This window comes from Azoarcus sp. KH32C, from assembly GCF_000349945.1.
Lineage (GTDB): Bacteria > Pseudomonadota > Gammaproteobacteria > Burkholderiales > Rhodocyclaceae > Aromatoleum.
This window is the reverse complement of sequence record NC_020516.1, coordinates 4,147,550-4,163,966: the sequence shown is the minus strand read 5'-3', so window position 1 is coordinate 4,163,966 and position 16,417 is coordinate 4,147,550. Positions and strand designations below refer to the sequence as shown.

The 16,417-nt window shown below is 65.9% G+C and carries 20 protein-coding genes and 1 other RNA gene; 8 read left to right on the top strand and 13 right to left on the bottom strand.

Translation table 11 applies throughout. The annotated features are described in order from the left end of the window. The first annotated feature begins 29 nt into the window (after positions 1-29). Complete coding sequence (locus AZKH_RS18610) at positions 30-836, top strand: symmetrical bis(5'-nucleosyl)-tetraphosphatase (RefSeq protein ID WP_015437341.1); 807 nt, start codon at positions 30-32, stop codon at positions 834-836. Positions 837-849: 13 nt separating this feature from the next. Here AZKH_RS18610 and AZKH_RS18605 read toward each other — a convergent pair whose 3' ends face one another. Together AZKH_RS18605 and AZKH_RS18600 are read right to left on the bottom strand one after the other, a co-directional pair. Further along, on the bottom strand, positions 850-1,557 hold the full coding sequence (locus tag AZKH_RS18605) for a 1-acyl-sn-glycerol-3-phosphate acyltransferase (RefSeq protein WP_015437340.1): 708 nt from the start codon (positions 1,555-1,557) through the stop codon (positions 850-852). 86 nt (positions 1,558-1,643) lie between these two features. Beyond that, positions 1,644-2,402: a GNAT family N-acetyltransferase gene (locus AZKH_RS18600; RefSeq protein WP_015437339.1), complete on the bottom strand. Its 759-nt coding sequence runs from the start codon at positions 2,400-2,402 to the stop codon at positions 1,644-1,646. A gap of 139 nt (positions 2,403-2,541) precedes the next feature. Here AZKH_RS18600 and AZKH_RS18595 point away from each other — a divergent pair, with 139 nt between their 5' ends. Both AZKH_RS18595 and AZKH_RS18590 read left to right on the top strand, forming a co-directional pair. Continuing rightward, on the top strand, positions 2,542-3,477 hold the full coding sequence (locus tag AZKH_RS18595) for a carbohydrate kinase family protein (protein ID WP_041657556.1): 936 nt from the start codon (positions 2,542-2,544) through the stop codon (positions 3,475-3,477). Then, positions 3,471-3,947 (top strand): glycine zipper 2TM domain-containing protein, encoded by a 477-nt coding sequence (locus AZKH_RS18590; protein WP_015437337.1) that lies wholly within the window; start codon positions 3,471-3,473, stop codon positions 3,945-3,947. The genes AZKH_RS18595 and AZKH_RS18590 overlap by 7 nt, the downstream gene beginning before the upstream one ends. Positions 3,948-3,998: 51 nt before the next feature. Here the strand turns inward: AZKH_RS18590 and AZKH_RS18585 are convergent, their stop codons facing one another. Genes AZKH_RS18585 through AZKH_RS18550 form a run of 8 tightly spaced genes read right to left on the bottom strand, consistent with a single transcriptional unit; the run spans position 3,999 to position 10,195 of the window. Further along, entirely contained in the window at positions 3,999-4,394 is a 396-nt protein-coding gene (locus AZKH_RS18585) for a diacylglycerol kinase (protein WP_015437336.1), read from the bottom strand. Between the two features lie 22 nt (positions 4,395-4,416). Beyond that, positions 4,417-5,751 carry a zinc-ribbon and DUF3426 domain-containing protein gene (locus tag AZKH_RS18580; protein WP_015437335.1) on the bottom strand — a complete coding sequence of 445 codons (1,335 nt, stop codon included), beginning with the start codon at positions 5,749-5,751 and terminating at the stop codon, positions 4,417-4,419. Next, complete coding sequence (gene prmA, locus AZKH_RS18575; protein WP_015437334.1) at positions 5,751-6,659, bottom strand: 50S ribosomal protein L11 methyltransferase; 909 nt, start codon at positions 6,657-6,659, stop codon at positions 5,751-5,753. Before prmA ends, AZKH_RS18580 begins: the two co-directional genes overlap by 1 nt. A gap of 15 nt (positions 6,660-6,674) precedes the next feature. Continuing rightward, entirely contained in the window at positions 6,675-8,036 is a 1,362-nt protein-coding gene (accC, locus tag AZKH_RS18570; RefSeq protein WP_015437333.1) for an acetyl-CoA carboxylase biotin carboxylase subunit, read from the bottom strand. Between the two features lie 7 nt (positions 8,037-8,043). Continuing rightward, positions 8,044-8,493: an acetyl-CoA carboxylase biotin carboxyl carrier protein gene (gene accB / locus AZKH_RS18565; protein WP_015437332.1), complete on the bottom strand. Its 450-nt coding sequence runs from the start codon at positions 8,491-8,493 to the stop codon at positions 8,044-8,046. A 53-nt stretch (positions 8,494-8,546) separates the two neighbouring features. After that, a complete protein-coding gene (aroQ, locus tag AZKH_RS18560) occupies positions 8,547-9,038 on the bottom strand; it encodes a type II 3-dehydroquinate dehydratase (protein ID WP_015437331.1) in 492 nt (163 codons plus the stop codon). 57 nt (positions 9,039-9,095) lie between these two features. Next, entirely contained in the window at positions 9,096-9,641 is a 546-nt protein-coding gene (locus tag AZKH_RS18555; protein ID WP_015437330.1) for a TlpA disulfide reductase family protein, read from the bottom strand. After that, positions 9,638-10,195, bottom strand: a complete 558-nt coding sequence (locus AZKH_RS18550) for a hypothetical protein (RefSeq protein ID WP_015437329.1) — start codon at positions 10,193-10,195, stop codon at positions 9,638-9,640. Before AZKH_RS18550 ends, AZKH_RS18555 begins: the two co-directional genes overlap by 4 nt. Before the next feature lie 165 nt (positions 10,196-10,360). On the opposite strand from AZKH_RS18550, the gene mpl reads away from it, so the two are divergent. Beyond that, positions 10,361-11,713, top strand: a complete 1,353-nt coding sequence (gene mpl / locus AZKH_RS18545) for a UDP-N-acetylmuramate:L-alanyl-gamma-D-glutamyl-meso-diaminopimelate ligase (RefSeq protein WP_015437328.1) — start codon at positions 10,361-10,363, stop codon at positions 11,711-11,713. Between the two features lie 45 nt (positions 11,714-11,758). Here mpl and AZKH_RS18540 read toward each other — a convergent pair whose 3' ends face one another. From AZKH_RS18540 to AZKH_RS18530, 3 genes are all read right to left on the bottom strand, one after another. Beyond that, positions 11,759-12,400, bottom strand: coding sequence for a BON domain-containing protein (locus AZKH_RS18540; protein ID WP_015437327.1), 642 nt, complete (start codon positions 12,398-12,400; stop codon positions 11,759-11,761). Continuing rightward, positions 12,397-12,993 carry a phosphoheptose isomerase gene (locus AZKH_RS18535; protein WP_015437326.1) on the bottom strand — a complete coding sequence of 199 codons (597 nt, stop codon included), beginning with the start codon at positions 12,991-12,993 and terminating at the stop codon, positions 12,397-12,399. Before AZKH_RS18535 ends, AZKH_RS18540 begins: the two co-directional genes overlap by 4 nt. Positions 12,994-13,145: 152 nt before the next feature. Then, positions 13,146-13,565 (bottom strand): YraN family protein, encoded by a 420-nt coding sequence (locus AZKH_RS18530; RefSeq protein WP_015437325.1) that lies wholly within the window; start codon positions 13,563-13,565, stop codon positions 13,146-13,148. Here AZKH_RS18530 and rsmI point away from each other — a divergent pair. From rsmI to rnpB, 4 genes are all read left to right on the top strand, one after another. Then, complete coding sequence (rsmI, locus tag AZKH_RS18525; RefSeq protein WP_083903102.1) at positions 13,564-14,424, top strand: 16S rRNA (cytidine(1402)-2'-O)-methyltransferase; 861 nt, start codon at positions 13,564-13,566, stop codon at positions 14,422-14,424. The two genes, AZKH_RS18530 and rsmI, sit on opposite strands and share 2 nt — an antisense overlap. Before the next feature lie 41 nt (positions 14,425-14,465). Continuing rightward, positions 14,466-15,500, top strand: a complete 1,035-nt coding sequence (gene pyrC / locus AZKH_RS18520; protein ID WP_015437323.1) for a dihydroorotase — start codon at positions 14,466-14,468, stop codon at positions 15,498-15,500. Between the two features lie 14 nt (positions 15,501-15,514). After that, complete coding sequence (locus AZKH_RS18515; RefSeq protein WP_015437322.1) at positions 15,515-15,937, top strand: hypothetical protein; 423 nt, start codon at positions 15,515-15,517, stop codon at positions 15,935-15,937. A 23-nt stretch (positions 15,938-15,960) separates the two neighbouring features. Continuing rightward, positions 15,961-16,342, top strand: an RNA gene (rnpB, locus tag AZKH_RS26465) — RNase P RNA component class A. Positions 16,343-16,417: the final 75 nt, after the last annotated feature.

Sequence of the window (16,417 nt, the reverse complement as noted above, 5' to 3'; positions counted from 1 at the left end):
CGGACCGCTATACGGCGGCCGCAGGCAGCATGGCAATCTACGCAATTGGCGATATTCAAGGCTGTTTTTCGGTGTTGCAGCGGCTGCTGCATCACATTCATTTCGACCCCGTGGCCGATCGCTTATGGGTCGTGGGTGACCTCGTGAACCGGGGCCCCGAGTCCCTGCAGACCCTGCGCGGTCTCAAGGGACTGGGAAGCGCCGCGACAATAGTGCTCGGCAATCACGATCTCTACTTGCTGATGGTCGCGGCCGGCCATAAGCGTCTGGATGACGACGATACCTTGTTCGACGTCCTCAACGCTCCGGACCGCGAGGAGCTTCTGGCGTGGCTGGCCAGTTTGCCGCTGATGCATGTCGAAGGCTCGCACGCGATGTTGCATGCTGGCCTGCTTCCCGGTTGGACGATCGCGGAGGCTCTTGCGCTGTCCCGGGAGGTTTCTGATGTGCTGCGAGGGCCGGATCGGAAGAAGCTACTGCTGCACCTGGCCGGAAACCGCCCTGAGGAATGGTCGGACGATCTCGAGGGATGGGACAGGCTGCGCGTCATCGTCAATGCGATGACGCGGCTCCGATTCTGCTCTGCAGACGGCCGCATGGCGCTGCGGGCGAAGGGCCCGCCGGGACAGGGGCCTGCGGGGACGGTGCCCTGGTTCAAAGTCCCGGGGCGCTTGAGTCGCTCGCATACGATTGTCTGCGGCCACTGGTCTGCGCTGGGTTTTTACCGCGAACCGGGACTGATTGCCCTCGACTCCGGTTGCGTGTGGGGCAACGCGCTGACCGCGGTGCGCCTCGACGATGGAGCAGTGTTCCAGGTATCGGCGAAGCCACAGTGAGCGCCCCGATCCTCTAGCCGGCGACGTTCTCCGCACGTTGGACCGCCGCGGTGATCCGGCGGTGAGCCTCGTGCGCGATTTCCCGGCGAGAACCGAAGGTGCTTTCGATCGCTAGCATTGCCGAGACGCGCACGACGATGCGCGGAGTGGCGACGATGTTCGCGATGCAATCGCCCAGGCTGAGGTCGCCGTCGTAGGCCGCGGCCCGGGTGCGGCTGCCGTCCACCAGGTGATACGAGATGGCCAGCGGCTGGATCGCATGTCCGGCCTCGATCGCCGGTTGCAGCAAGGCTGCGTGGAAATGCAGCACGTGGCTGCCGTCGGTCGTCGTTCCTTCGGGAAAGATGGTGACGTTCCTTCCGGCGTCAAGCAGCGTACCGATCTCCGCATTGATGATCTTCGCGTGACCACGGCTGCCGCGGCGCAGGAAGACGGTCTCGTTGTGTGCCGCGAGCCAGCCGATCACGGGCCACGCTCTGACCTCCGCTTTTGAGACGAACGCGGACGGTGCGAGGGCGTTGATGACAAAGACGTCCAGCCAGGAAATATGGTTGGCGACGAGCAGGCTGCCCGGCGCGATCGCGACCCCGTGCCGCTTCAGATCGACGCCGAGAACGGCCAGCAGGCGCCGTGACCAGCGTTGCCGCAGATGCCTGCGGGCCGCGTCCGGGACGGCAGGAAAGACGGTCAGCGCCGTCACGACGCCCGCGGCCAGATGCAACGCGAGCCGGAGATAACGCCAGGCGCGGACCGGCGCCGATGCGCCAAGGGCCGGCGCCGACGGTGCGATGCTTGCGGTTTGAGTGTTCAGTCTGCGCGTCCCAGGAAATGTTTAGCGTAGCGGCCTTCGACCTGGCGCATCGGCAGCATGATCGGGAGGTCGGCGGTGTTGAAGTCGGGATCCCAGGCCGGCGCCCCGCAGATCCACGCTCCAGCGCGCAGATAGCCCTTGATCAGCGGCGGCGTCGAGCCGGCGACGTCGGTGCGCAGGCGGTCGAGCGGCAAGGGGCAGCGGGCGAAAACGTGGTACTCGGGCGGAGCCGAATGGGTTTCCTTGAGGCGATTGTACAGGCTCGCGGCCTGATGTCCGCCGTCGGCCATGCTGACCGAGGCGCAGCCGATCAGGTAATCGTAGCCGTTTTCCTGCATGTAGCGGGCGAGACCGGACCACAGCAGGGCAATCACGGCGCCGCTGCGATAGTCGGGGTCGATGCATGAACGCCCGATCTCGACCAGACGGCTGCGCAGGTGCTGCAGGCGGGTGAGGTCGAATTCGCTTTCTGAATAGTAGCCGCCGACCTTGCGCGCTGCCGAGGGCGACAGGATGCGGTAGGTGCCGACGATGCGGCCTTGCGCTTCGTCGCGCACCACCAGATGGTCGCAATACGGGTCGAAGATGTCCCGATCGACGCCCGGCGTGCGGCTGTTCAGGCGGGCGCCCATTTCTTCCGCGAATACGCGGTAGCGCAGGCGCTGCGCGTCGAGAATCTCCGTTTCACAGCGTGCCAGGCCCACATGCAGGCTCGGGCTTGTCCGATTGTCGGAATGCAGGGCTTGTTGCAGCATGCGCGACTCCTCGAGTCATGATGTTGGCGCATTTTCAATGGGCTGCGTTGCAGCCCCATGACTGAAGAGTTACGGGATGGTGACGGCGGGACGCCTGCAGGAGTCCTATAATGCCGGCTTTGCCACCCCGGGATTTCACATGTCCATCCTCGTCTGCGGCTCCATCGCCTACGACACGATCATGGTTTTCCATGACCAGTTCAAGCGGCACATCCTGCCGGAGCAGATTCACATCCTGAATGTCTCGTTTCTCGTGCCGGACATGCGGCGGGAATTCGGCGGGTGTGCGGGCAACATCGCCTACAACCTCGGCCTGCTCGGCGCCGCCCCACTGATCATGGCGACTGTTGGCGAGGATGCTGGGCCGTACCGACAGCACCTCGAGCGGCTTGGCCTGCGTCAGGATCACGTTCGCCTCGTGCCCGGCAGTTTCACGGCGCAGGCCTTCATCACCACCGACCTGGACGACAACCAGATCACTGCCTTCCACCCCGGTGCGATGAGTCAGTCGCACCTCAATCGGGTGCAGGATGCGGCCGGCGCGACGCTGGGAATCGTTTCGCCCGACGGCCGCGACGGCATGCTGAACCATGCCGCCCAGTTCGCCGAAGCGGGGATTCCGTTCATCTTCGATCCGGGGCAGGGGATGCCGCTCTTCTCCGGCGAAGAGTTGCTGCACTGCCTGAAACTGGCCAATTACTGCACGGTCAACGATTACGAAGTCCGGTTGTTGTGCGAGCGGACGGGGTGTTCGCAGGAGCAACTGGCCGCGATGGTCGATGCCTTGATCGTCACGCTCGGGCCGGAAGGCTCCCGCATCTACGCGGAGGGCCGCTGCATCGACATCCCCGCGGTACAGCCCGACGAGGTCGTCGACCCGACCGGCTGTGGCGACGCCCATCGTGCAGGCTTGCTCTATGGCATCGCCAACGGGTTCGACTGGACTCGCACGGGACGCCTGGCGTCGCTGATGGGGTCGATCAAGATTGCGAGCCGCGGGGGGCAGAATCACGCCCCCAGCCGCGACGAAATTTCCGCCCGCTTCCGGGCAGCATTCGGGGAAACGCTATGGTGATGGGTATCGGTATGCGGCGTATCGCGGGGAGTCTCGCGCTCGTATTCGCAATGTCGGGGATCGGCGGCTGCGCCAGCGGGCTGGGAGGCGACACCTATTCGCGCGGCGAAGCGCGCCGCGCGATGTCGGTTCAGTATGCGGTGGTTGAGTCGGTGCGGCCGGTGAAGCTCGAGGGGACGAAGACTCCGGTGGGCACGCTGGCGGGGGCCGCAGTGGGTGGCATCGCAGGCAGCGGTGTCGGCGGCAAGCGCGGATCGGCGATCGGTGCCGTGGTCGGCGCCGTGGCCGGCGGCCTCGCCGGCTCGGCGATTGAAGAGGGCGTGACGCGCTCCGACGGCGTCGAAGTGACGGTACGCCTCGACAACGGCCAGATCCTTGCCGTGGTGCAGGACGACCACGGCGAAGGCTTCCGCCCGGGTGAATCGGTGCGCGTGGTGCGTGACGGCGGTACGACCCGCGTGAGCCGTTAAGGTTCTTGCGTTGGGGCGGCCGCCGGACAGTGGCCGCCTCTGCGGTCCTCCTCAGCCGAGGATCACCAGGCCCCAGGTCGCTGCCAGGTTGATCAGTGCGATCAGGACTGCAGCGCTGCCAATATCCTTGGCCCGCTTCGCGAGTTGGTGACGCTCGAGCGACACGCGGTCGACCGTCGCCTCGATGGCCGAGTTGATCAGCTCGACGACCATCACCAGCAGCACGCTGCCGACTAGCAGCGCCTTTCCCGCCCCGCTCGTGGGGACGAAAAAGGCGACCGGAATCAGGATTGCGGCGAGGATGCATTCCTGGCGGAAGGCGTCTTCATGGAGGAATGCCGCACTCAGTCCGTCCATGGAATAGCGAAGGGCGTTGAATACGCGCATGAGGCCGCGCTTGCCCTTGAAGGGGCTTTCGGTGCCGGCCTTGTGGGGCGAAGGTTCCATGGCAGTGGTGCCGCGTATCGGGTCAGGGATAGAAGACATAGATGCGATAACCGGCTGCGCTCAAGCCGGTGGCCTCGAAGGGGAGGTTGATCGTGATTTCGCGTCCCGCCGCGAGGCCGCGCTCGAGGTCGGCACCGGGCGCCCAATCCGCTGGCGCCAGCACGCGTCGGGCGAGTGCGCGGTCCCGAGCGTCGGTCAGCGTCAGTTCGAGGTGCGGATAGGCCTGCGCGTACTCGGCCCGGTTGCGGATCGTGGCGCTCAGCGTGTAGCGTCCGGGCCGGCCGGGTTCCGACTGCAGGTCGGAGGCGTCTACGCTGATCTGGGCTGCAACCCGGGGAAGCGTGATTGTGCAGTTCAAGCGCGTGCAGGCAGCCTGCAGCGCGGGCCGGAGCGCCGGCCAGTCGCGCGCGATGTCGTCGCGGAAGATGTAGGCCGCTTGCGCCGCCAGTGTTCCCGCCAGTACCCCCATCCCCAGTCCGAGCAGCCAACGCTTCATCGCTGATTGAGTGGGCGGAGCGTAGTCATTGACCGTCCCCTCGGCTTCGGACTCAGGGGGCTCGTCCGCGCGTTCCTCGTCGGCCCGAGCCGCGATTCCGCCGATCAGCGGGGGTGGTTCCGCTGCCGGGGAAACAGGTTGCTGCTCGGCGGGCGTTGTCAGCCGAGGCTCGATCCTGTCGGCGGGCTCGTGCTCCCAGGGATGGAGCGCGGCTGAAGACGTCTCCTGCACCGTGTCGGAGTCCATCAGGGGGGCTTCGCTGTCCGAGACGGATGATTTCGGTTCCGCGTCGTTCTGCGCCGACCTTGCGACGGGCGATGCCGGGCCGGGCGGTGGCGGCTCAATGAACTCGATCGGCTCGAAGACGAAGTCGTGGCCCCCAGGCGAAGGTGTTGTTTGGACTTGGCGGGGAGGGGGCGGGGGCGCGCCGCGGCGGCGGAACGGAACCAGCGTTTCCGGGATATCGAAATCCAGATCGGGCGGCGAGGCCGGCTCCGCCGGCTTGGGCTCGGCGACGCGCTCTTCCAGTACGAAGAAGTGTTCGCTCGCGTCTTTCGTCACGGGTGGACTCGGCGCGGTCAGATCCAGGTCCGTCAGGTCCATATCCACCCGCCGCGGTTCCACTGCCGCAGGTGCGGAGAGCTCGGGCGCGGGATGTTCCGGTGCGGACGGCGCCGGTTCGACCGGGGGGGCGGGCGACGGCGTTGCAGGCGCGGGCATCGAAGCGCCGTCCTCCAACAGGTTGTCGAGTGCGTCGAACGCGTTCAGGCAGTGTCCGCAGCGGACCTGCCCCGCATGGGTGCGCAGCTGCTCGGGCCGGACCCGGAATACTGTCTGGCAGGCCGGGCAGCGCGCAAACATCAGCGGACGCCGCCCGTTTCAGCCGGGCGGAAGCCTTCGAGTCGCGCCCAGCCTTCGCGCGTCGCTCCGACGCGGAGTTCGAGGAAGGGAGCGTAAGCCGCGATGACCTGATCGGTCTGGGTATCCAGCACGCCCGACAACGCGATCCGGCCCCCGGGCGCGACACGTGCGGCGAGCGCGGGCGCAAGCACGCACAGCGGATTGGTCAGGATGTTGGCGACGACGACGTTGAAGGTGGTGTCGAGCGGCTCGCGCGAATGCTGCAAGCGGATCGATACGTTGTTGCGTTGCGCGTTGTCCTGCGCGGCTTCGAGTGCCTTGTCGTCGATGTCGATACCGAGCACGTCGCCTGCACCCAGACGTGCTGCCGCAATCCCGAGAATCCCCGAGCCGCAGCCGTAGTCGAGCACATTCGCGCCGGGCTGCACGGCATCGCATAGCCACTCAAGGCACAGCCGCGTCGTCGGGTGCGATCCGGTGCCGAAAGCCATGCCGGGATCGAGCTCGATATTGATCGCGTCCGGGTTCGGCGCGTCGTGCCACGAGGGCACGATCCACATGCGCTCGTTGATCTGGATCGGGTCGAACTGGCTTTGCGTGAGCTGGACCCAGTTCTGTTCGGCGACTTCTTCCAGCGTGAACGGCGGAACGACATCGAAGCCGGCCTCCGCCGCCGCGCGGGCCAGCGCGACCGCGATGTCGCTACCGGCATCGAACAGCGCCAGCACCCGGCTGTGATCCCACAGCCCCACGGGGAGGTGGCCGGGTTCGCCGAACTGCGGCTTTTCGGCCTCGGTGCCGGCGTCGGCGTCCTCGATGCTGACCGACAGCGCCCCCGCCTCCATCAGGGCGTCGGAGAGCGCCTCGGCCTTTCGGGCGTCAGCCTGCAGCGTGACCGATATCCACATGTCCGTTCCGTTCGATCAGGTCTTTTTCACTTCGTTGCGGTCGGCCAGCTTGTGTTCCAGGTAATGGATGCTGGTGCCGCCTTCGATGAAGCGCGCGTCGAGCATCAGTTCCTGATGCAGCGCGATGTTGGTCTTGATGCCTTCGACCGCCATTTCGGACAGTGCGATCCGCATGCGCCGCAGCGCCTGCTCGCGCGTGTCGCCGTAGGCGATCAGCTTGCCGATCATCGAGTCGTAATGCGGCGGGATCATGTAGCCGTTGTACACGTGCGAATCGACGCGGATGCCGGGGCCGCCGGGCACGTGCCAATTCGTGATGCGGCCCGGGCAGGGCGTGAACTTGAACGGGTCTTCGGCGTTGATGCGGCATTCGATCGCGTGGCCGCGGAAGGCGATATCCTTCTGGCCGAACCACAGCTTCTCGTTGGCCGCGATGCGGATTTGGGCCTGCACGATGTCGATGCCGGTAATCAGTTCGGTGACCGGGTGCTCGACCTGCACGCGCGTGTTCATCTCGATGAAGTAGAACTCGCCGTTCTCGAACAGGAACTCGAAGGTGCCCGCGCCGCGGTAGCCGATCTTGCGGCAGGCTTCGGCGCAGCGTTCGCCGACCTTGGCGATCGTCTTGCGGTCGATGCCGGGCGCAGGGGCTTCCTCGATCACCTTCTGGTGGCGGCGCTGCATCGAGCAGTCGCGCTCGCCGAGGTAAACCGCGTTGCCGTGCTCGTCGGCGAGCACCTGGATTTCTACGTGGCGAGGGTTCTCGAGGAACTTCTCCATGTACACGACGGGGTTGCCGAACGCCGCCTGCGCTTCCGCGCGCGTCGTCGCAACGGCATTGAGCAGCGCCGCCTCGGTGTGCACGACGCGCATGCCGCGCCCGCCGCCGCCGCCCGCCGCCTTGATGATCACCGGGTAGCCGATGCCGCGTGCGATCTTGATGATCGCCTTCGGGTCGTCCGGCAGTGCGCCGTCGGAACCGGGCACGCAGGGAACGCCGGTCGCCTTCATCGCGTCCTTGGCGCTGACCTTGTCGCCCATCAGGCGGATGGTGTCGGGACGCGGGCCGATGAAGACGAATCCGGATTGTTCGACGCGCTCGGCGAAATCGGCGTTTTCAGAGAGGAAGCCGTAGCCGGGGTGAATCGCTTCGGCGTCGGTGACTTCGGCGGCCGAAATGATGGCGGGCACGTTGAGGTAGCTCAGGCCGGACGCCGCCGGGCCGATACAGACCGACTCGTCGGCGAGCTTGACGTATTTCGCCTCGGTGTCGGCTTCCGAATGGACTGCGACCGTGCGGATGCCGAGCTCGCGGCATGCGCGCAGTACGCGCAGGGCGATTTCGCCGCGGTTCGCGATCAGGATTTTTTCAAACATGGGCGGATCAGCCGATTACGAACAGCGGCTGGCCGTATTCGACCGGCTGGCCGTTCTCGACCAGGATCGCCTTTACGGTGCCGGCGAATTCGGACTCGATCTCGTTCATCAGCTTCATCGCTTCGATGATGCACAGACGGTCACCGATGGCCACGCTCTGGCCGACATCGACGAGCGGGGCTGCGCCGGGAGCGGTTGCGCGATAGAAGGTGCCGACCATCGGCGACTTGACGACATGTCCCTCGGGCAGGGCGTCGGCCGCAGGGGCCGTGGCGGCAGGTGCGGCGGCCGGGGCAGCAGCGACGGCGGCGGGGGCCGGCGCCAGATAGGCTGCGGCGGTGGGGGCCGCGATGTGCTTGGCAATGCGAACCTTCTCTTCGCCTTCGGTCACTTCGAGTTCGGAGATGCCCGATTCCTGGACGAGGTCGATGAGTTTCTTCAGCTTGCGCAGATCCATTGTGGTTCTCCAGACGGCCGGCGCCGCGAGGGCGCTGCCAGAGGGTTGTTTTTTCAGGTTTTCCGCAGCTGGGTCAGGGCGAATTCGAGAGCGGCCATGTAGCCGTATGCGCCCAGCCCGCAGATCACGCCGCTGGCGCGATCGGAAAAATAGGAGTGATGCCGGAAGGCTTCCCGCGCGTGGATGTTCGACAGATGCACTTCCACGTAGGGAATCGCCACGGCGGCAAGCGCGTCACGCAGCGCGACGCTGGTGTGCGTATAGCCAGCCGGGTTGATGATGATGTAGCTGACGCCTTCGACGGCGGCAGCCTGGACGCGATCGATCAGCTGCCCTTCGTGGTTGCTTTGGAAGCTTTCCACCACCACGCCGTCGGCGCGGCCGCGCGCATCCATTGCGGAATGGATGTCGGCGAGCGTAGTGCGCCCGTAAACCTCGGGTTCTCGGGTGCCTAGAAGGTTCAGATTGGGGCCGTGCAGGACCAGGATACGGGTCTGCGGCGGGGGTGCCGATTCTGAAGATTTGCTGCGTTTTGAGCGCGTCATGTCGGCAAGTTTGCCGCAATTGGCTGCAATTTGTCCAGAAAAAAGGCACTGCAGCGCTCAGGGTCTGTCGAGCAGTGCGCGGATTTTGCCTGCTAGTTCGTCGGCGTTCAAGGTACCCAGCTTCACAAATCGCAGCGCCCCGCCTTGGTCCAAGATTGCTGTGAATGGCAGTGCGCGAGCTGTGTTGCCGAGCGGAACGGTGAGGTTCACGATTTCCGGCGAGCCTATCAGCAACGGATATGGAATTTGGGTGTTGCTTACAAAATGCCGCACATTTTCGATGCGGTCGATACTGATGCCGACGAACTGCACCGGCTGGTCGGCATGGCGGCGGGCGACCTCGGAGAATTCGGGCAGTTCGCGCAGGCAAGGTGGGCACCAGGTCGCCCAGAAATTCACGACAAGCACCTTGCCGCGCCATTGCCCAAGCGCTTGCGGGCGATTGTCCGTGTCCGGCAGGGTCAGGGCCAGGATGGGCGCCCCTTGCTCGGCCGTCACCGCAGGCACGTCGTCGGATCGCAGGCGGTGTTGCATCCAATACCCGGCGAGCGCCGAGAGTGCCGCGACGGCGACGACAAGGAGCGCGGTGCCCGGGCGCTTCATTCTTGCGCGAGGTTCGCTGCTTCGGCGGCTGCGCGCTCGTCGGCGGCAAGCAGGGCTTCAACGGCCGGTAGGCGGGCCCGTTCGCCATGGCGGCGTGACGTGCGCTCGCCTTGCCCTTCATAGATGGACAGCCGGATCGGCACCTGGTCCCAGTCAAAGCTCAGAATGGCTTCCGGCGTATTGGGTGCCGGCCGGCGCGGTTCGCGATGTTCGTAGCGGATGTTCTGATTGAGGAAGAAGATCTCGACTTCTTTCGCGCTTTCCGGATAGAGCTCGACATCGACTTCGGTATAGCGGCCGGCGGTGCCGTCCAGTGCGCCGCCAGTCAGGTAGGGGCGGAATTCCCCGAGCAGACGCATGACGTCCACCGCCGCCCTGCGCATTTCGAGCAGGCGCTCGGCCTGCTCCTCGTCCTGGTATAGCGCCTGCCAGGCCCTCAGTTCGGCTTCGATCTCGGCGTTGTTGGGCAGTGCATCGGCGTCGGTCGCGCCGAGCTGGCGTGCGGCCTTGCGTTTCGCAAAGCCGAAGTCGCTGATGCCGTCTTCGGCCATCATGCGGGCGGCGGCGGCGGCGATCTCGCGTCGCAGGGTTCCTGATCGGGAAGGAGGCGCTCGGAAGGTCATGGTCGCGAGTGCTGCGGACGGTCGATGTAGAATGCCGCCCATTCTACACGGGCCGGTTTCAAGCGCATTGCAGCGCACCGACGTCCTGGAGTTTTCATGCATATCCATATTCTCGGCATCTGCGGCACCTTCATGGGAGGCATCGCCCAGATCGCGCGTGCCGCGGGGCACACGGTTACCGGCTGCGATGCGAACGTCTATCCGCCGATGAGCACGCAGCTCGAACAGTGCGGCATCGCCCTGACCGAAGGCTACGACGCGGCGCAGATCGACCTCGCTCCCGACATGTTCGTGGTCGGCAACGCGATTTCACGCGGCAACCCGCTCCTGGAAGCCATTCTCGATCGTGGCCTGCCCTACGTCTCGGGACCCCAATGGCTGGCCGAGCACGTGCTGCAGGGGCGCTGGGTGCTCGCCGTCGCCGGCACCCATGGCAAGACGACGACCACGTCGATGCTGGCGTGGCTGCTCGAGGACGCGGGCCTCAACCCGGGATTCCTCGTCGGCGGGGTGCCCGGCAATTTCGGCGTGTCGGCCCGGCTGACTGATTCATCGTTCTTCGTGATCGAAGCGGACGAATACGACACTGCGTTCTGCGACAAGCGGTCGAAGTTCGTGCATTACCGCCCGCGGACGGCGATCCTGAACAACCTCGAATTCGACCACGCCGACATCTTTGCGGACCTGGCGGCGATCGAAACCCAGTTCCATCACCTCGTGCGGACGATTCCGGCGTCGGGGCGCATCATCGTCAACGCTGGCGAGGAAAGCCTCAAGCGCGTCCTCGGGCGCGGATGCTGGTCCGAGGTGGAGTGGTTCGACGATGCCGCCCAGTGGTCGGTCGAGGTCGGCGCGGAGGAGGGGGAGGCGATCTTCCGGCTGCGCGGCGAGGAGTTGGGGCGCGGATGGATGCCGATGGCCGGCCGCCACAACCGCAGCAACGCGCTGGCCGCGATCGCCGCGGCCCGCCACGTCGGTATCACGCCGGCGCAATCGATCGCGAGCCTCGCCCGATTCGAGGGTATCAAGCGGCGGATGGAGTTGCGCGGCGAGGTCGGCGGCGTATCCGTTTACGACGATTTCGCCCATCACCCGACCGCGATTGCGTTGACCATCGAAGGTCTTCGCCGGCGCGAACCGGGGGGGCGGATTCTCGCGGTGCTCGAGCCGCGGTCGAACACGATGAGGCTCGGCGTCATGAAGGATCGCCTGCCGGGGAGCCTGGCGCTGGCGGATCGGGTGTTCTGCTACGCGAACGGGCTGGGTTGGGATGCCGCATCCGCTCTGGCGCCGCTCGGCGAGCGGGCGGCTACTTATGAAGCGCTCGACGCGCTCGTCGCCGATGTGGCAGCGGACGCACGCCCCGGTGACCACGTGCTCGTGATGAGCAACGGCGGCTTTGGCGGCGTGCACGAGAAGCTGCTCACTGCCTTGCGTCAGCGCAGCTGACGACAATCGGCGCGGTTCGCGACCTGCCGCGAACCGCGCCAGCGTTTACTGCTGCTTGTCTGACACGCCGTCCAGCTGACGGGCCTGCTGGTCAGTGATGTATTCGAACGCTCGCACGACCTTGCGCACGCCGTCGGTGCGGCGCGCGAGTTCGCTTGCAGCGTCCGCTTCGCGGCGCGTCACGAGGCCCAGCAGGTAGACCGTGCTCGCCTCGGTCACGACCTTCACGCGGTGGGCGCTGAATTGCGCCGCATCGACGAAGCGCGCTTTCACCTTGGAAGTGAGGAGCGAATCATTGCCGCGCGAAGTCAGCGAAGAGATGCCTGCGACCTGGATCTCGTTGATCACGCCCTTGACGTTGTTGATGCCGCCTGCAACGCGCTCGGCCTCCGCGCGGTGCGCTTCGGTCGGCGCTTCGCCCGTCAGCAGGACGTTGCGGTTGTAGGACGTGACGTTGATATGCACCGCATCGCCCAAGCGGTCCTTGAGGGCGCTGTTGGCGCGCCACTCGATCCCTTCGTCCTCGATGTAGGTGCCTGAGGTGCGCCGGTCGGAGGCGATCACGGCGCCGGCCCCCACCCCGCCGGCGACGAGCGGTATGCAGCCCTGCAACAGCGGTAGCGTGGTTGCCGCCGCGAGGGCCAGGATGAGTGCGCGGTTGCGGATCAGGGCTTGTTTTTGATTCATTCGTCTTCAACTCCGAGTAGCAGGCAATCGATGCCGTCGCACAGGCAATGCAGCACCAGCAGATGGACCTCCTGGATGCGGGCGGTGCGGTCCGACGGCACGCACAAGTGGATATCGTTGTCCGTGAGCATTTCGCCGATCTGGCCCCCGCCCTTGCCGGTCAGCGCAATGACGCGCATTTCGCGTTCGTGGGCGGCTTCGATAGCGCTAATCACGTTGGGTGAATTGCCGCTCGTCGAGATCGCGAGCAAGACGTCCCCCGGCTGGCCCAGTGCGCGAACCTGCTTCGAAAAGACCAGGGTGTAGTCGTAGTCGTTCGCGATCGACGTCAGCGTCGAAGTATCCGTCGTCAAGGCAATGGCTGCGAGCGGCGGGCGTTCCATCTCGAAGCGATTGACCAGCTCGGCCGCGAAATGTTGCGCATCGGCCGCCGAGCCGCCATTGCCGCAGGAGAGGATCTTGCCGTTGTTGAGCAGGCTGCCGGTCATGATCTCGACGGCACCAGCGATCGGCGCAGCGAGCGCTTCCAGAGCGTCGAGCTTGGTTCGCGCGCTGTCTTCGAATTGTCGGGAGATGCGGTGAATCAGGTCCATGATGGGCCCTCGGGGCACTTCGTTCGGGGGCAAGAGTCTAGCATGCGTGCCAGGACTCGAAGTTTGCCACCAAGCTTGTGGCGCCGGGGACTGCGACAGTGTCCGGGAGTGTGCATCGGCCGCGTGTGCCGGTCACGCTCGATTACAGTCGGTTACGCGAAGCAGGCATCGAATGCGCCGCGTATCCAGTCGATGCCATCCTCGTCGAGGCTGCTCAGCAGGATGGCATCGAAGCGGCAGGGGCGTTCGGCATGCCGCCGGCCGGCGCCATACAGCCACCAGCGTGCCGCCAGTTCGATCCGCCGGCGCTTGGTTGCCGTGATGCTCGCGGCGGCACCGCCGAAGCGCGGGTTCGTGCGCAGGCGCACCTCGACGAAGACGACCGCCCCGCGGTCGAAGCAGATCAGATCCACTTCGCCGCCGCGACAGCGCACATTGCGGGCGATGGTCGTGACGCCGCGCGAGGACAAGAAACGTTCGGCCAGCATCTCGGCCGCCTTGCCGCGTGCTTGCTTCGCGCCCCGCGCGGGGTCGACAATGCCTGCCCCCGTATTGCCTTTCTCTTCTCTCATGGCCGCCAGTCCTTCGCCTCTTTCAAGTACGCCGTCATTGTATGTGGTGGCCACCCCGCTGGGAAACCTGCAGGACATCACGCTGCGCGCCCAGGCCGTGCTTGCTTCGGTCGAGGCGATTGCCGCCGAGGACACGCGCCATAGCCAGCGGCTGCTTGATGCGCTCGGCATTCGCTCGCGGCTGCTCGCGCTGCATGAGCACAACGAACAGGCGGCCGTCGGCCAGGTGATCCGGATGCTGGAAGCCGGTCAGCACGTTGCGCTGATCAGCGACGCCGGTACCCCGGCAGTGTCCGATCCGGGTGCGCGAGCGGTGGCGCGTGTGCGGGAGGCGGGCTTCCCGGTGGTGCCGGTGCCGGGCGCGTGCGCGGCCATCGCGGCCTTGTCGGCGGCCGGTTTCGTCGACAACGGATTCCACTTCGTCGGCTTCCTCCCTGCTCGGCAGGCTGCGCGCAAGGCGGCGATCGAGTCCTTGCGGGCGCAGGCGGTGCCGCTCGTGTTCTACGAATCGCCGCACCGTATCGCCGAATGCGTGGCGGACCTGGCGGACGTGCTCGAACCGCAGCGCGAGATTGTCATCGCGCGCGAACTCACCAAGATCTACGAGCAGATCGTGCGCATGCCGCTCGCCGACGCGGCTGCATGGCTTGCGGAGGATGCGAACCATACGCGCGGGGAGTTCGTCCTGATCGTGTCCGCTGCGCCGGCGGTCGAGGGGATCGGCGCGGAGGCCGAGCGCGTGCTCGGACTGCTGCTCGCCGAGTTGCCCGTCAAAAGCGCGGCGCGGCTGACGGCCGAAATCACCGGCGCCTCGCGCAACGCCCTCTACGCGCGCGCCCTCGAACTCAAGGGCGGCTGAAGCGCGCCTATAATTGTGCACCCCCAAGAAACGGACTGGTCATGCAAACGCTCTCCCTGATTCGCCCCGACGACTGGCATCTGCACGTGCGCGACGGCGACGCCCTCGCCACCGTGGTTCCGCATACTGCACAACGCTTCGCTCGTGCGCTGATCATGCCCAATCTGCGGCCGCCGGTGACGACCACCGCGCAAGCCATCGAATACCGCGCGCGGATCAATGCCGCCGTTCCCGCGGGCTTGAAGTTCGAGCCGCTGATGAGCCTCTATCTCACCGACAACACAGCGCCGGACGAAATCGATCGCGCCAAGGCGAGCGGCGCGGTCGTTGCGGTGAAGCTCTATCCGGCCGGCGCGACGACTAATTCGGATGCCGGCGTGACGGCCATCGACAAGGTCTATCCCGTCCTCGAGCGCATGGAGCAGCTCGGAATGGTGCTATGCGTCCACGGCGAAGTGACGCACGGCGACGTCGATGTCTTCGATCGCGAACAGGTCTTCATTGATCGCGTGCTCGCGCCGATGGTCGCCCGTTTCCCGGGGCTGCGCGTGGTCTTCGAGCACATCACGACATCCGACGCCGTCCAGTTCGTCGCGAGCGTCGGCGCCAACGTGGGCGCGACCGTGACCGCGCACCACCTGCTGCTCAACCGCAATGCGATCTTCGCCGGCGGCATCCGGCCGCATCACTATTGCCTGCCGGTGCTCAAGCGCGAAACCCATCGCCGAGCGCTCGTCGAAGCGGTGACGAGCGGCAGTGCAAAGTACTTCCTCGGTACGGACTCGGCGCCGCATGCCAAGTCGACGAAAGAGGCGGCCTGCGGGTGTGCCGGGTGCTATACGGCTCACGCCGGGATCGAACTCTACGCCGAGGCCTTCGAACAGGCAGGCGCCCTCGATCGCCTCGAGGCGTTCGCGAGCCTGAACGGCCCCGCATTCTATGGCCTGCCCGCGAACGAGGACCGCATCGCGCTCGTGAAGGACGAGTGGACGGTGCCATCCGCATACGGGTATCTTGGCGACGATCCCCTCGTGCCCTTGCGCGCCGGCGAATCGGTTGCCTGGCGCCTGCTCTGACAGGACTGCAAGATATGCTGCCGACTTCCCTTAGAAATCTGTGTGCGGTGCTCGCGCTGACGCCGATACTGATGGCGTGCGAGAACGGTGCGACCGCCTACATGATCGAGGGGAGTCAGCACGCCTTGATCCTCGTGCGCGAGCAGCCTTATTTCTGGGACAAGACGGTGAACCAGGCGCTGATTCCATCGCGCCTGCCGAGCTGCCAGCGCCGCGTCGCGATTCACCCCGACCGGACCGAACTCACGCCGATAGAAGTGTTCGAGGCGGGGGATCGCCTGTGGGGCGTGCATCAGGGGAACCGCTGGTACCTCGTGAGCACCGAAAAGTGCGCCGTCCAGGACTGGGACAATGCCCAGGGCACAGCACCCGGCCCCTTGGTAGGCACCTTCCGCCTGAAGGAGGGCGCGATCGCTTTTGTTCCAGCGGGACAGTGAGCGCTCGCGTATAATCGCCGCGGGAAGTTCGCCAGGCAGTCGCTGCGTACCTCGTGTACGTGGAGGAAAGTCCGGGCCCCGCAGAGCAGGATGCCGGCTAACGGCCGGGCGCCGCAAGGCGACGGAAAGTGCAACAGAGAGCAAACCGCCGATGGCCTGTTTCGCAGGCACAGGTAAGGGTGAAACGGTGGGGTAAGAGCCCACCGCAGGACTGGTAACAGGACTGGCACGGCAAACCCCATCCGGGGCAAGGCCAAATAGGGGAGCAATGGCGTGGCTCGCGCTGCTCCCGGGTAGGCTGCTAGAGCGCCGTGGCAACACGGCCCCCAGAGGAATGACTGCCCGGCGGTCGCGGTTCGCTCCGCGGCCGTTCGACAGAACCCGGCTTATCGGCGAACTTCCCTCTTTCCCCGCCGAAACCAATTCCATCGTTCTTTTTGACCGGTTTTCCCACCGCTCCCCACCCTGGGGCGCGGCGCC